The sequence below is a fragment of the Acinetobacter genomosp. 33YU genome (assembly GCF_001990725.1).
In the GTDB taxonomy this organism is placed as follows: Bacteria; Pseudomonadota; Gammaproteobacteria; order Pseudomonadales; family Moraxellaceae; genus Acinetobacter; species Acinetobacter seifertii.
The window spans coordinates 114,866-128,638 of the sequence record NZ_LFZQ01000006.1 but is presented as its reverse complement, the minus strand read 5'-3'; the positions used below and the strand labels follow the sequence as shown (position 1 = coordinate 128,638).

General features: G+C 34.7%; 14 protein-coding genes and 1 tRNA gene. 9 read left to right on the top strand and 6 right to left on the bottom strand.

Translation table 11 applies throughout. The features are described from left to right. Positions 1-14 precede the first annotated feature (14 nt). The 5 genes from AC056_RS06965 (at position 15) to AC056_RS06945 (ending at position 3,362) form a co-directional block, all read left to right on the top strand. Entirely contained in the window at positions 15-215 is a 201-nt protein-coding gene (locus AC056_RS06965; RefSeq protein ID WP_004699972.1) for an NF038104 family lipoprotein, read from the top strand. Positions 216-224: 9 nt separating this feature from the next. Next, positions 225-938: a DNA repair protein RecO gene (recO, locus tag AC056_RS06960; protein ID WP_019457244.1), complete on the top strand. Its 714-nt coding sequence runs from the start codon at positions 225-227 to the stop codon at positions 936-938. Positions 939-951: 13 nt separating this feature from the next. Then, the gene (gene pdxJ, locus AC056_RS06955) at positions 952-1,677 is read left to right on the top strand and encodes a pyridoxine 5'-phosphate synthase (RefSeq protein WP_004699978.1); all 726 of its coding nucleotides are present in this window, start codon (positions 952-954) and stop codon (positions 1,675-1,677) included. Positions 1,678-1,683: 6 nt separating this feature from the next. Next, positions 1,684-2,328, top strand: coding sequence for a tRNA-(ms[2]io[6]A)-hydroxylase (locus AC056_RS06950; RefSeq protein ID WP_004699979.1), 645 nt, complete (start codon positions 1,684-1,686; stop codon positions 2,326-2,328). A gap of 272 nt (positions 2,329-2,600) precedes the next feature. Next, positions 2,601-3,362 (top strand): SDR family NAD(P)-dependent oxidoreductase, encoded by a 762-nt coding sequence (locus AC056_RS06945; RefSeq protein WP_019457242.1) that lies wholly within the window; start codon positions 2,601-2,603, stop codon positions 3,360-3,362. Between the two features lie 165 nt (positions 3,363-3,527). On the opposite strand, the gene AC056_RS06940 is transcribed toward AC056_RS06945, so the two are convergent. Further along, positions 3,528-3,603: transfer RNA gene (locus AC056_RS06940), tRNA-Asn, on the bottom strand. 235 nt (positions 3,604-3,838) lie between these two features. On the opposite strand from AC056_RS06940, the gene AC056_RS06930 reads away from it, so the two are divergent. Beyond that, positions 3,839-4,267: a hypothetical protein gene (locus tag AC056_RS06930; protein ID WP_213033475.1), complete on the top strand. Its 429-nt coding sequence runs from the start codon at positions 3,839-3,841 to the stop codon at positions 4,265-4,267. Positions 4,268-4,282: 15 nt separating this feature from the next. Here AC056_RS06930 and AC056_RS06925 read toward each other — a convergent pair whose 3' ends face one another. Further along, the gene (locus tag AC056_RS06925; protein WP_002119022.1) at positions 4,283-4,720 is read right to left on the bottom strand and encodes a PaaI family thioesterase; all 438 of its coding nucleotides are present in this window, start codon (positions 4,718-4,720) and stop codon (positions 4,283-4,285) included. 185 nt (positions 4,721-4,905) lie between these two features. On the opposite strand from AC056_RS06925, the gene AC056_RS06920 reads away from it, so the two are divergent. Both AC056_RS06920 and AC056_RS06915 read left to right on the top strand, forming a co-directional pair. After that, a complete protein-coding gene (locus AC056_RS06920; protein WP_077163140.1) occupies positions 4,906-5,313 on the top strand; it encodes a GFA family protein in 408 nt (135 codons plus the stop codon). Between the two features lie 303 nt (positions 5,314-5,616). Further along, the gene (locus AC056_RS06915) at positions 5,617-7,317 is read left to right on the top strand and encodes an Hsp70 family protein (protein WP_077163139.1); all 1,701 of its coding nucleotides are present in this window, start codon (positions 5,617-5,619) and stop codon (positions 7,315-7,317) included. A 51-nt stretch (positions 7,318-7,368) separates the two neighbouring features. Here AC056_RS06915 and AC056_RS06910 read toward each other — a convergent pair whose 3' ends face one another. Together AC056_RS06910 and AC056_RS06905 are read right to left on the bottom strand one after the other, a co-directional pair. Next, on the bottom strand, positions 7,369-9,330 hold the full coding sequence (locus AC056_RS06910) for a molecular chaperone (RefSeq protein ID WP_077163138.1): 1,962 nt from the start codon (positions 9,328-9,330) through the stop codon (positions 7,369-7,371). Between the two features lie 219 nt (positions 9,331-9,549). Then, positions 9,550-10,785: a pyridoxal phosphate-dependent aminotransferase gene (locus AC056_RS06905; RefSeq protein ID WP_049066228.1), complete on the bottom strand. Its 1,236-nt coding sequence runs from the start codon at positions 10,783-10,785 to the stop codon at positions 9,550-9,552. Between the two features lie 207 nt (positions 10,786-10,992). Here AC056_RS06905 and AC056_RS06900 point away from each other — a divergent pair, with 207 nt between their 5' ends. Continuing rightward, on the top strand, positions 10,993-11,172 hold the full coding sequence (locus AC056_RS06900; RefSeq protein ID WP_077163137.1) for a hypothetical protein: 180 nt from the start codon (positions 10,993-10,995) through the stop codon (positions 11,170-11,172). A 32-nt stretch (positions 11,173-11,204) separates the two neighbouring features. Here AC056_RS06900 and AC056_RS06895 read toward each other — a convergent pair whose 3' ends face one another. Both AC056_RS06895 and AC056_RS06890 read right to left on the bottom strand, forming a co-directional pair. Then, the gene (locus AC056_RS06895) at positions 11,205-12,641 is read right to left on the bottom strand and encodes a diguanylate cyclase domain-containing protein (protein ID WP_077163136.1); all 1,437 of its coding nucleotides are present in this window, start codon (positions 12,639-12,641) and stop codon (positions 11,205-11,207) included. Between the two features lie 174 nt (positions 12,642-12,815). After that, the gene (locus tag AC056_RS06890) at positions 12,816-13,607 is read right to left on the bottom strand and encodes a hypothetical protein (protein ID WP_077163135.1); all 792 of its coding nucleotides are present in this window, start codon (positions 13,605-13,607) and stop codon (positions 12,816-12,818) included. Positions 13,608-13,773 lie beyond the last annotated feature (166 nt).

Sequence of the window (13,773 nt, the reverse complement as noted above, 5' to 3'; positions counted from 1 at the left end):
CAGGGAATACTGGTATGAAAGCAATTACATCAATATTAGCTATTGTTGGATGTGCATTGATGTTGCAAGGTTGTGTGTACAAGCTTGTAACCGTACCAGTAGGTATTGCTTATAAAACAACTAAAGGTGTAGTGAAGGGTACAGCTGCTGTTGTAGGAGCTGTAATTCCTGATGGTGATGACGACGATAAGAAAGAAAAAGAATCTAAGGAATAGTTTCTTTTTATGATGCGCAATGAAATCCTGCATGGATATATGATTCATCATCGTAAATATCGTGAAAAAAGCCATATTGTGCATCTCTTCACTCAAGAGTATGGGCGAGTCGATGGTATTTTAAGACAAACTCCACCCCCTCAATATCAGCCTATCCGATTACAAGCTACAGGTAAAAGTGAACTGAAAAATTTTACGAAACTGGAAATACTAAATCAGCCAGTTTTCTTTTTTGGTGATGCTTTTTTCGCTGGTTTTTATTTAAATGAAATTGTTTTAAGACTTTGCCCTTTAGAAGAAGCAATGCCGCAAACATTTGAACAATATCAATTAACACTACTTCAACTACAAGAATTGTCTTCGCACGAAAACCCAGATCTCTTTCTTAGACAGATATTAAGACAGTTTGAACATGCCTTGCTTCCTGAGTTAGGTTACGCGATTGATTTTTCAGTTGATAGCTCCCAAAAAGAAATTTTGCCGCATCAATTTTATCAATTTCAAGTGACTGAAGGCTTTGCTCCAGTCGTTCAGGCAGGCCGTTCATCTCTGTCTGGAAAAGCAATTTTATCTATGTTGGACTATGAGCAAGGTCAGGATTTTTCTCACGAACAATTGCAATTATTAGGTAAACTATACCGTCAAATGATTACATCGCTTTTAGGAGATCGTCCTCTAAAAAGTCGACAATTGTGGATTCAAAACACTCAAACTCAATCGTAATTAGGATTTATTTATGGCTGCATTGCTTGGTGTAAACATAGACCATGTTGCTACTTTAAGACAGGCGCGCGGTACTACTTACCCAGATCCTGTAGAAGCTGCTCTCATTTGTGAACAAGCTGGCGCAGAGGGTATTACTTTGCATTTGCGTGAAGACCGTCGCCATATTCAAGATGATGACGTGCGTCGTATGCGTCCATTGTTAAAAACGCGTATGAATCTAGAGTTGGCTGTTACTGATGAAATGGTCGAGTTTGCAAAAGAAATTCAGCCACAGCATGTGTGCTTCGTTCCTGAAAAACGCCAAGAAGTGACAACGGAAGGTGGTTTGGATGTCGTAGCTAATTTTGAAAAAGTTAAGGCTGCAACTCAAGCTTTAGCTGCATTGGGTTGTGATGTATCTTTATTTATTGATGCAGATTTTGCTCAAATTGATGCGGCAATTGCATGTGGAGCACCTACGATTGAGTTACATACAGGTGCGTATGCAGATGCGGAAACAGAGCAAGACCAACAAGAAGAACTAGCACGTATCGTAAAAGGTGTCGAATACGCGGCAGCAAAAGGTTTAGTTGTAAATGCGGGTCATGGCCTCAATCTAAAAAATATTGCTCCAATTGCAGCGATTCCACAAATTCATGAGTTAAATATTGGTCACTCAATTATTGCTGAGAGTGTTTTTGTAGGTCTGGTACAGGCTGTTAAAGATATGAAAACAGCAATTCAGGCAGCAGGATAATTAGTAATGTCGAGTATCAATTATGATGAGTTAATGCAGCCTGTATTAGACTTCTTGGGGTGTCAAACCCCAAATGAATGGTTGGATGAGGCAATCAATAATTTAGATATCTTGATGCAAGATCATGCTAATTGTGAAAAGAAAGCTGCTAGTACAGCAATGAACTTAATGTTCCGCTATAGCTTCTTTCCTGACTTACAAGTAAAACTTGCTCAACTTGTACGAGAAGAAATGCTTCACTACGAACAAGTGCTTGAGCTTATGGCTAAGCGTGGTCAAGAGTGGACTGGTTTAAGTGCCGGACGTTATGCTGGTGGTCTCCGTAAAGAGATTCGTACCTATGAACCTGAAGCTTTAATTGACGTACTTGTGGTAGGTGCTTTTGTTGAAGCGCGTTCATGCGAACGCTTTCATGCACTGGCTCCACGTGTAGATGATGAGTTAGGACGCTATTATCGTTATCTGCTTAAATCAGAATCACGTCATTTCGAAGACTATTTAGCTCTCGCACTCGATGTGGCCAAAACAGCAAAAATGAAAAATCCTAAAGAGGATATTCAGCAGCGTATTGAACATATTCGTGAGGTTGAAAAAAATCTGATATTAACACCAGATGATACTTTCCGTTTTCACAGTGGTGTTCCTGCGTAGTTTTTGACGGCTTTTGTTAAAAAAGTTTACCTTCCAAGGTAAACTTTTTTATTGGGTATAATTTATCTAGTAGGATCAAATAACTCTGCTTTTAGTTATTTAATGCATATAATTATTTAATAAATATATTTTTTATAGATTTTAATTTCTCTTAAAATTTTTAAAAAAACTTTTATTTTTTTAGCCTAATAATAAATATTGTGTAAATATAAAGGCTGATATGTTCATCATGAGTTCAACTAAAATAGTTGATTATTTCCAAGGATATAAGAATGTTAGCATTAGTTACAGGCGCATCGGCAGGTTTTGGTTATAGTATTTCAAAAAAGCTGATCGAGTTAGGCTATAACGTTATTGGATGCGGAAGACGGGCAGAAAAACTAGAAGAACTAAAACAACAACTGGGTGAAAAATTCTATCCATTAGTATTTGATATGACGGATACAGCAGAAAATATAAATAAGATATTTAAAGAGTTACCCAATGAATTTCAAATTGATCAAATTGACTTGCTTGTAAATAATGCGGGTTTGGCATTGGGTTTAGAGTCGGCAGATAAAGCGGAATTAGATGATTGGTACACGATGATTGATACCAATGTTAAAGGCCTTGTGACAGTTACCCGATTAATTTTACCAAGTATGGTAAACAAGAAATCTGGCTTAATTATTAATATGGGTTCAATTGCAGGTACATACCCATATCCGGGTGGTAATGTTTACGGTGCAACAAAGGCTTTTGTAGAGCAGTTTAGTCTAAATCTTCGTGCGGATTTGGCTGGTACAGGTGTGCGCGTGACTAACGTTGAACCAGGGCTGTGTGGGGGGACTGAATTTTCACTTGTACGTTTTAAAGGGGATCAAGATAAAGTGAGTAGTCTCTATGATAAGAAAAACCCAATTTTGCCTGAAGACATTGCAAATACGGTAGCTTGGATTGCATCTCAACCACCACATATTAATATTAATCGTATAGAAATGATGCCAACAACGCAGTCTTTTAATCCTTTAAAAGTGGTTGAAGTAGAAGAATGATTTAAGAAGAAAATATGTTGTTTAGAGTTAAGTTGTATCGTTAAACCTAACAAATGCTCTAAGAAAAATTTAAATCCTCTATCAATAGATAGGGGATTTTTTGTGGTTATTGATAAATTTATGGCAAAAAAAAGCCCGCTTTAATGCTGCGGGCTTTTTAGTATTTGGCTCTCCCACCTGGGCTCGAACCAGGGACCTGCGGATTAACAGTCCGTCGCTCTACCGACTGAGCTATGGGAGAATCTGCATGCGATTATAAGGAGATTTTGACAAGGGTCAAGTGAAAATCGTCATGTTTCCTTCATTTTTGTGTTGTATGCTTTTTATTTGAGCAGATTGGGTAGCAAACTCATAAATTACTTGCACTTTAAAAACTGAATTGCTAGATTCAAAAAAGAACAAGCGTTTGGAGAAATCCAAACAGTGTGGATTTAAACCAACTTGCCAGCACTAAAATGGCTAAATCGGAGATAAGTATGAAAAAGCTTACGATCGCTTCTATTTTTTCTAATTTTGATTTCTATCACCACAATTATCTGAATATCTTAAATCAATCAGAATCTTATTACACACTTGTAGAAGGTGCATGGATTAATGCTTATCCTTTCAAAAAGCAGGATTTATATTTAGGTGATTTATTGCAGCTTTGGTTTAGCTCTAAATGGAATGTGCATAATTCACTTAAGATTTTAAAAAGCTCGAAACTACTAAACTCCTCTGAATCTTTATATATTTTTCAATTAGAAGGGGAGTTATTGTTGGGTAAAAATAAAGTTTTAGCTTGGTCTACCGAGCATCAAGAAATTATAGAACTTCAACTTAAAAATATTTGGGCACCTTATGTGATTGCTCAAACTTGTGGACGTCCAATTATTCCTTACGTCATAAAAAAGGCAGCCATTTAAAGCTGCCTTTATTCTTTATGGGCGAATGATCATGCAGGTTGCTGTTGCATAAGCATAAAGTTTACCTTCTTCATCAATAATTTTACCTTCGGAAATACCCAAGTTTTTACTTAAATTAATAACTTTGCCTGTGGCAATTAAAGCCTGATTTTGGGGAATAGGGCGGCACATTTTTACATTAAGGTCGATGGTGCCATAACCCACACCTGCGGGTAACATCGTATGAACAGCACAGCCTGTTACTGAGTCTAGGACTGTTGCAGCAAAGCCACCATGTACACCACCTAATGGGTTTAAATGGTTGTGATCTGCTTGTGCTTTAAAGGTTACAGATCCTTCAGAGATTTCAGTAGGTTGCATTGGAATCGTTTTGCTTATACTGGCAGGTGGAATATGACCTTCAATCATGGCTTGTAAAAATTCGAGGCCTGTCATTTCCATAGGATTTTTCATTTTTGAGTCCTTCAGTAATTAAAGTTCTAAAATGGAACTTGATGTTAAATTAGGCGTTAAAATGCATATTGTCAAGTTAGTAAGTACAAGAAATATGGCTGTTTTATAGTTTATAAACTTGTAAAATGTAGTTGAGCAGAATATTTTATAACTCTAAAAATATAAACTTAGTGTGGAAAATAATAATGAACGGTCAGTGTTTATGTGGTGAAACAACTTTTGAAGTTGAATTAAAAAATCATGATGTACACGTTTGCCCTTGCTCGATGTGTCGTAGACAAACTAGTGGTGTCATTATGACAATTGATGTGGTCAAAGGTAGTTTAAAGTTTATTCAGCAAAAGCATCTTAGTGTATTTAACTCTTCTGACTGGGGAGAACGAGGTTTTTGTAATGCTTGTGGAACAACAATTTTTTGGAGAACGAAAGATCAAAGCTACTGCAACATCAATGTATTTTCTTTAAATGAGCAAATAGAAGACTTGAATTTGGATATGGAAATTTTTGTTGATTCAAAACCCGATTTTTATACTTTTCAAAATGATACAAAGAAATTGACTGAGGCTCAGGTCGCTGCGTTATTTAACCTATAATAATTTTAATTATAAAAAAGGGCCTCAATTTTGAGGCCTTTTTTAATTTTACAAATTATTTTATGAAGAAATATTAAATTAGAATTATATATAGACCTAATTGCTAAAATTAGGATTTACAATAAAAAAATTGGAGCTGAAAGTAATGAGAGAATCTTCGAGTATAGAAGATTATGAAAATAAAAAATTAAATATTCTAATAAAATTGAATCAATAAGGTTTAATAGTAACTAAAACTCGCCAATATTTATTAAATCGAATAAAATAATTTTAAAATGAATATTTCTAAATTATTGATAGAAAATGATAGATACTAAACCTCTTATAGCAATTGATCTTGGAACCAGTAATTCACTTGTTGGTATTTTTGAAAATGGTCAGTCCAGACTTATTAATAATCCTTATGGTATGAAAACTACACCTTCAGCTATTGCACTGGATGAGCAGGGGCAAATATTAATTGGGCAAGCTGCATTGGAGTTAAGAAGCCGTGGTAAAGAGGTATTAACTAGTTTTAAGCGATTAATGGGGACTTCAAAAAGATTAAAATTAGGTCAACAGAGCTTTTCAGCAGTTGAATTGTCTTCATTGATATTAAAATCTCTTAAAGAGGACGTAGAGCAGGCTTTGCAATGTGAAGTAGAGGATGCTGTGATTACAGTGCCTGCTTACTTTAACGATATTCAACGTCAAGCAACTATATCTGCTGCAGAACTTGCTGGTTTAAAAGTTAGTCGACTCATTAATGAACCTACGGCTGCGGCTTTAGCATATGGACTAGGTCAAACGCAGGACAGTTGTTTCCTAATTTTTGATTTAGGTGGGGGAACCTTTGATGTCTCAATTGTTGAGTTGTTTGATGGCATTACTGAAGTGAGAGCTAGTGCAGGAGATAATTATTTAGGTGGAGATGACTTTGTCCAGTTGCTAATGAAGCAATTCTGGAAACAGTATGCAACTATTTTTGGCTATACTGAAAATACTATTCCATTTGATATTGAAACCGCATTAAGAGCTAGAGCGCAACATAGTCTCCATGTTTTAAGTAAAGAAGCAAAAACAGAGTTAATATTCAAATGGAAAGATAAGGAAGCAACTTTAGAAATTACCCAAGAAGAATTCGCAGTATTGGCTGAGCCATTACTGCTTAGATTGCGCCGTCCATTAGAGCGTGCCTTAAGAGATGCTAGGGTTCTGCCTCAACAGGTTGACCAAATTATTATGGTAGGTGGTGCAACACGTATTCCGGTAGTTCGCAAATTGGTAACAAAATTATTTGGCCGTTTTCCCTCGACAAGTGTCCAACCTGATGAAGCAATTGTACGAGGTGCATGTGTACAAGCAGGTTTAAAAGCGAAAGACGTATCATTAAAAGAGATTGTTTTAACAGATGTTTGTCCATTTAGTTTGGGGATAGCTGTGGGAAATGATGGACAGTTTTCACCCATCTTAGAGCGCAATATTGTAATTCCAGCCAGTAAGGTGAATACATATACTGCGATGAATAAAGGACAGAGAGAAATTATTGTTAAGATTTACCAAGGCGAACATCGTCTGTGTAAGGAAAACATTTTTTTAGGTGAGCTCAATGTGCCTTTACCTCCAAATAATGACTATTTATCCATTGAGGTACGATTCTCTTACAATCCAAATGGTATTTTAGAGGTTGATATAGAAGTTCCAAACACGGGGGAAAAGCTTCAAAAAGTGATTGTTAATCATCAAAATGTGATGAGTGCAGAACAAATAGAGCAAGCGCGTCAACAGTTGCAGGAATTGAAAATACATCCTCGTGATACTTTAATGAATAAGAGCTTATTATTACGAGCAGAGCGTTTATTTAGTGAATATACAGGAGATTTACGTTTACAGATTGGGGAGCGAACACAACAGTTTAATTATATTTTAAATTTACAGGATCCAAGACAAATACGTGAGGCACAACAACATTTCGAAGCTTTTCTTAATGAAATTGAAGATTTAAGTTTGTTTGAAGAGTATTAATTTATATCCCCTTGTATGAATTCTTTGTTAGATACATACAAGGGGATATTTTTAGCAGCTAGATAAAATGATTTTTTTTGCTTGATAGCTTTGATATAAATAATAAATTAATATCAAAGGGATGAGTATGGTGTATGACGTTGCTATACATAAGGCGATGTAGGTTAAATATTTAAGTGTAGAAGAGAGATTCGTTGCACTAAATCCGGTTATTAATATACTTCCTAAAATCAAGCCTGCAGCATACATAAAAGGTTGTGAGGAAGATTTTATAAATAAATAGCTAAAGCCAAAAATCCAAAATAGCCTAAAGAAGATAATACCAATACTTCTATACATTATTTGTTTATCTGTTAAGTTGGTATCTTCTTTATTGTATCCAAAAATATAGAAGAGAGGGCGGAAAGATTCTGGGTAAAATAAGAAACAGATCGGGATCAGACTATAAATTGTGAACCAGATATGATCAGGTTCACCAATAATAAGAAAGACAGAAATAAGAAAAATACTAAGAGAGATTAAGCCGATATTGATTATCCATTTATCGATATTAATAAATGCACTTTGCTCTAATCTATTCATATATGGTGTTGCATCTAGCAGCAATGTACTCAGTAGTATAATTGTAGATATAAACCATCCATAACTTAGAAGTTGATGGGGTAAATCTGGAAGCCAAGGGGTCAAACTACAGAGAATAAATCCACTTAAACACCAATATTTAAGATAATAGCCTAATGTTCTTTCATAATCAGGGTGACCTAAAATTTTAGTATTTAATATAGGTTGTAGTATAAATATATATATGAGGCTAATGCAGAAAGTAATTAATGAATTTACTATAATTTGATTATCTGGAGCTATAAGGGAATTAAAAAAGAGAAAGGTTATAGTTATAAATAGTATATTTATAATAGTAAATTTCCAAAAACTGCTTAAACTTTTTAGAAATAAGTAATTAGAGTTAGTTTTGGTATTAGAAAGCTGAAATTTATCAATAATTTCAACTGTGCTATAGTTTTTTGAAATTTTATTTAAACTTTTTCTTAACTTGAGCATTTTCAATGGATGAAATTTTTTTTCACCAGACAGTTCATTTAATAGTGCAAAATGCTCATTAGGTAATTTTTTTAAGAGTTTGTATTGAGATAAAAAACTATTTAATTTTTCCTGTAGTAAGCTTGAGTAATAAGATGGATTATATTGATGAATATCATCAGGATAAGTTTGATGCCACAATTCTAGAAACCGAAAATATTCAGGCTGTAAATTATAAATTTCAATTTCTGCTAAAGGGGCTTGGAGTTGATCTTTTATTTCTATTTGTTGACTGAGAGGAATATCATATTGTTGACTAAGTAAATAATTGAATTTATTGAATGTTATATCACTAATATCTTTATTCCATAGTGCATTGCTAACTTCCTCAAGAATTACTGGAATACTATGTTCATCTGGTTGAATACATTCGTTATTGGAAACGGAATATTCGATTTTTTCTTTTTCAATTATTTTCTGATAGTTTGTATCAATATTTTCGGCATCTTTTTCTGTAAAGATATAATAAAAATCATCAAGATCATTTTCTTTTAATAGATCTAAGATTTGATTTCTGAAATGGCTGCTAATACTTTTATCTTCATATGCTTCAATTTCATTATTAAAATGAATTAATTCATCACGTATATTGAAGTTAATGTCTTGAATAAAAATATGATGTTTTAATCTCTTCAGTTTATTTTCAAGTGTTTGATCATTTAATTCATCTGGATTTGAATTTTGCTGATTAAATGAAGCATTTTCTTCAAATATAGAAAATGAATTATCCGAATCCTCATTTTCATATGTTAAATGTTCTGCTTCGAATTGTGCGATTTCTAACGCCTCTCTGAGACGAATAAATTCTTCTGGCTGGGTATCTTGATCGATTAATTTTAGTTGTTTGGCATAAGCCTTTTTTATTTCTCTCTGGTTATCTGTTGGTTCTATTCCTAATCTTTGCCAAACGGTCATTTCTTTTACTCAAAGTGCTTTTAATAACGGAAGATTTATTTAATGAATGATAAATTTTATCTTGACTTATTATTTTACTATAAAAAGAGAAAGGTTGAAATTAGCAAGCTAACTAAAAATATTAGCTTCTTATTTTATAATAACTATTTTAAAGGTCGTATAATTCAATATGATAAAAAAGGAAGTCTCAGATAGAAACTTCCTTTTTAATTTTACAAATTATTTAGCAGCTTTTTCTGCTTCAATTGAAGCGATCGCAGCGTCAACACCTTCAATCGATTCAGCAGCTTTTTTGATACGTGCTAACGCATCAACAAGTACTTCATCAGCTGTTGCATATGAAATACGCATGAAGCCGCCTAAACCAAATGCATCACCAGGAACAACTGCTACGCCAGTTTCTTCAAGTAACCATTCAGAGAATTCTGTGCAAGACTTTAAGCCTTTTGCGCGAATAAGAGGGCGAATGTTTGCATAAGCATAGAATGCACCATCAGCAGGTAAGCAAGAGATACCTTTGATGTCGTTTAAGCCGTTTACAACTAAGTCATGACGGCGTTTAAACGCTTCAATCATTGGTTCTAAAACATCTTGTGGGCCATTCAATGCAGCTTCAGCAGCAACTTGTGAAATTGAAGTTGGGTTAGAAGTTGACTGTGATTGGATCTTTTTCATTGCACCAATGATTTTTGCTGGGCCGGCTGCATAGCCAATACGCCAACCAGTCATTGCATATGCCTTAGAAACACCATTTAAAACAATTGTGCGGTCATATAAATCTGGAGCAACAGTTGCAATGTTGTAGAACTCATCTTCCCAACGAATTGGTTCATACATGTCATCAGAAGCAATAAATACTTGTGGATGACGACGTAAAACTTCAGCTAAAGCTTCTAATTCAGCTTTACTATAAATCATACCTGTTGGGTTAGATGGGCTGTTTAATACCACTAAACGAGTGTTAGGAGTAATTGCTGCTTCTAGTTGTTCAGGAGTGATTTTGAAGCGTTGGTCTTCACCACATTTCACAATAACTGGTGTACCTTCAGCAATAATCACCATATCTGGATAGCTTACCCAGAACGGTGCAGGGATGATCACTTCATCACCTTTATTTAATAATGCAAGTGCCAAGTTAAAGAAGCTTTGTTTACCACCACATGACACCAAAATCTGGTTCGCTTGATAATCAAGATTATTATCACGCTTCAATTTAGCAATAATTGCTTTTTTTAACCCAGGAGTACCATCTACAGCCGTATATTTGGTGAAACCATTATTAATTGCTTCAATTGCAGCATCTTTAATGTGTTGAGGGGTATCAAAATCTGGCTCGCCAGCACCTAAACCAATCACATTCTTGCCAGCAGCTTTAAGCTCAGCAGCTTTGTTAGTTACAGCAAGTGTAGGGGACGGTTTGATAGCATTGACACGATCAGAAAGACGTACGTCCACGGCAATATTCCTCTTATGGGATTAAAAATAAAAAGCATACTATCTTATCGCAAAAATTAGGTAATTTGCGGATGCAGGTATTTTTAGATGTAAAAAAGTTTAATTTAAGAAAGATCTTGTTGCGCTTTTATTCAATTAAAGCTTTTTTGGAAAGAAAGGAGAAAAATACTTTATAATAGGCGGCAATCGAAATTTCGAGACTGAATTATGACTGAGCAACAGCCAAAACAGAAAAAGGCTTTGGTGAAATTGCCATTCCCAATGCCGAGTGAAAGTAATCAAGCAGATGATGCTGTACACAACCAAGTGCGTCCGAAGCCAGAGCAATATGCTGATAGAACTTGGATGCCTCCTCGTGGTACTCGTCGCTCAATGGGTAAACGCTAATTTAAATAAAAAACAGGCATATTGCCTGTTTTTTATTGCTGTAATATTTCTTGATAATAGATTTTTTTCTTTTGATACATATGGTGATCTGCGCGTTTTAGCATATCCTCCACCTGTTCATTGTCTTTTGTTGTTGCATGCCCAATAGCAATACTAATTGGGTGACTTGAGTAATATTGATTATCTATATTGAAAAGTTCCTGAATTGTTTGAAGCATCATTAAAACATTCGCTTCGTCTGCTCCGGGCATTAAAACAACGAACTCATCTCCACCAATTCGAGAAGCGGTATAAGCAGTATTTGTGATTGCCTGATTTAGAATATTACCTACACGGCGTAACAACCCATCGCCAATATCATGACCCAGTTGATCATTGGTTTCTTTTAAACCATTCATATCTAAAAAAATTGATGAAACAGGGCGGATAATACTGCGATTTAAACGATTAAGTTCTTCTGTGAAGAATGCGCGGTTATAGAGTTTAGTCAGCACATCATGTTGCCCTAAATATTCGAGATAATTTTCAGCTTTCTTTCGAGCTGTAATATCTGTCAGTGCAACCTGAACCAGTCCCCATGTCTCTTCATACCCTGGGAATACAGTAAATTGCAGTAGGACATTTCTAATTTGTCCATCTAATGCATAATTAATTGCTTCACGCTTGTGGTGAATATTTCCTTGCCATAGCTCAATCAGTTGCTCTCTGAAGGTTTCAACCATCTCATCGGCAAAAATTTTATGGGTATTTTTTAGCAAAGTGTTTTTATCGGGTGCTTTAAATAAATCGAGGGTCGACTGATTAACATCTAAAATCAAAATATCTTCGATACATTGACGAACAAATTCAGGATGTACATCTAAAAAAGTTCTAAAATCTTCTATACCTAATAATCTAAGCTGATCAATTCTGTTTTTAATACGACTAAAATCTTCGACCCAAAGAGAAGTGGGTGAGTAAATAAACATTGACTCTGCTAAACGTCTATTTTTCTCTTCTTGACGGAGTGCGTTTTTGTAAGGAGTAATATCTTCAGTCGTAATTAAAATACGGCTAAAGGTGGCTTCAGAGCCTGGTAAAATTGCCCCCCGTAGTTGTATATCAATAGGTTTACCAGAGAGCGTGTAATTTATAGTAGTACTTGAGAAGTGGGTTTTGCCATTCCATAACGCTTCGAGTTCGTGAATATGGGCTTCAAACATCTCTTTTTTAAAAATAAGATCTAAGTTGCCGCACAACTCTTCTTGGTTTTTTGCTTCAAAAAGTTCTAAAGCTTTTTGATTTACTTTGATCACTTTAATTTTATGGGCACATTCAATAATCAGATTTTTATTTTGGCTTAGAAAATCATATAGGTTTTCAATCCCTTGGCTTTTCCATAAGTCAAATAACTGTTTAACTTCACTGAAATCCTCAATCCACATTGGAATTGGGGTTAGGTCAAAAATTGAAGAATCTAAAGTTTCCATATGTTTCTTTAAGTATTCAGTTTGTCTCAAAGTATAGTGAGAAAAATTAAGATTTGGAAAGATAAACAGATTAAATCTATTAGAATAATTAAAATAAAGAATATTTAATGTAAGTGAAATAATATAATGAGAAAGCAGAGGTTATCTGCTTAACTCATAAAATGACAAAATAAATTAGCGGTTAATTGGGTGTTCAATGTGTTTTTCACCACGCCATAATTTAATAAAGTCTTGCTCATCGAAATCATATAGTTCCATAAGTGCAACAATAACACTTACGAAAATCATCGCGCCTTCTGAATTACCATGAATATTGAAAATCTTACCATTGAGCTTACCCAAAATATCACTTAATTCATGATCACGGCCTCTGCCATAACGGTCACGAGGATACAATTCTTCATTAAGTACGATAAGTGCTACTGCTTTTTCAGCATTCGATAAATCTGTTTTATCTAAAGCTTCTTCAAAAGACTCGCTACCATGATTAAAGTAAAAGATGACTTCATCATTAATGAAACTTTGAACCATTTTTTGAGTAAGTGTCGGGAACTGTGAAACAGCGTTTTCTTCGACATATGGTTTAAATGATTCAGGGAAAATGACATTGTGATATATGCCCTTAAAAAGCGGAGCAATTTCGGAAACTTTATAACCTGCGATTCCACATCCTAAAGCAGTCACAAAGTACTTCATTTTAGGATGGTTTTTTGCATAAATTTTAAAGTCTTCAACATAATGCTCGATTTGGGAGAGTGGCATTTGTTGAATATGTTCATTTAGAGTTGGAATTGCAAAGCTTTGTCCAGCCCAGCCACGACCTACACCTTCAACTGCACCAAAGTGCTGACTAGCAACTCGGGCAGCTCCACTACTGTGTTGCCCGGCAAGATTGCTTCCAAATACGAAAACTGTATCTTCAGGAAGTTCCGTTACAATGCTTTCATCATGATATTGGTATGACATATTCTTATCATTAAATAGAGTATAATCTCATGTTGCAGTTGATTGCGGGAAGGGTCAATACCTGTTTGCATTTTTCTTTTATATTTTTTATAAGACTGTACTCAATGAAGATGAAAGTTATCAATTTATTTTATAAAGAAGGACTTATAAGAAATTGATATGTTTT

Bases quoted from the DNA above. Each gene is read 5' to 3' on its own strand.
- AC056_RS06965 (WP_004699972.1), top strand. From the start codon at position 15: ATGAAAGCAATTACATCAATATTAGCTATTGTTGGATGTGCATTGATG.
- recO (WP_019457244.1), top strand. From the start codon at position 225: ATGATGCGCAATGAAATCCTGCATGGATATATGATTCATCATCGTAAA.
- pdxJ (WP_004699978.1), top strand. From the start codon at position 952: ATGGCTGCATTGCTTGGTGTAAACATAGACCATGTTGCTACTTTAAGA.
- AC056_RS06950 (WP_004699979.1), top strand. From the start codon at position 1,684: ATGTCGAGTATCAATTATGATGAGTTAATGCAGCCTGTATTAGACTTC.
- AC056_RS06945 (WP_019457242.1), top strand. From the start codon at position 2,601: ATGTTAGCATTAGTTACAGGCGCATCGGCAGGTTTTGGTTATAGTATT.
- AC056_RS06930 (WP_213033475.1), top strand. From the start codon at position 3,839: ATGAAAAAGCTTACGATCGCTTCTATTTTTTCTAATTTTGATTTCTAT.
- AC056_RS06925 (WP_002119022.1), bottom strand. From the start codon at position 4,720: ATGAAAAATCCTATGGAAATGACAGGCCTCGAATTTTTACAAGCCATG.
- AC056_RS06920 (WP_077163140.1), top strand. From the start codon at position 4,906: ATGAACGGTCAGTGTTTATGTGGTGAAACAACTTTTGAAGTTGAATTA.
- AC056_RS06915 (WP_077163139.1), top strand. From the start codon at position 5,617: ATGATAGATACTAAACCTCTTATAGCAATTGATCTTGGAACCAGTAAT.
- AC056_RS06910 (WP_077163138.1), bottom strand. From the start codon at position 9,330: ATGACCGTTTGGCAAAGATTAGGAATAGAACCAACAGATAACCAGAGA.
- AC056_RS06900 (WP_077163137.1), top strand. From the start codon at position 10,993: ATGACTGAGCAACAGCCAAAACAGAAAAAGGCTTTGGTGAAATTGCCA.
- AC056_RS06895 (WP_077163136.1), bottom strand. From the start codon at position 12,641: ATGGAAACTTTAGATTCTTCAATTTTTGACCTAACCCCAATTCCAATG.
- AC056_RS06890 (WP_077163135.1), bottom strand. From the start codon at position 13,607: ATGTCATACCAATATCATGATGAAAGCATTGTAACGGAACTTCCTGAA.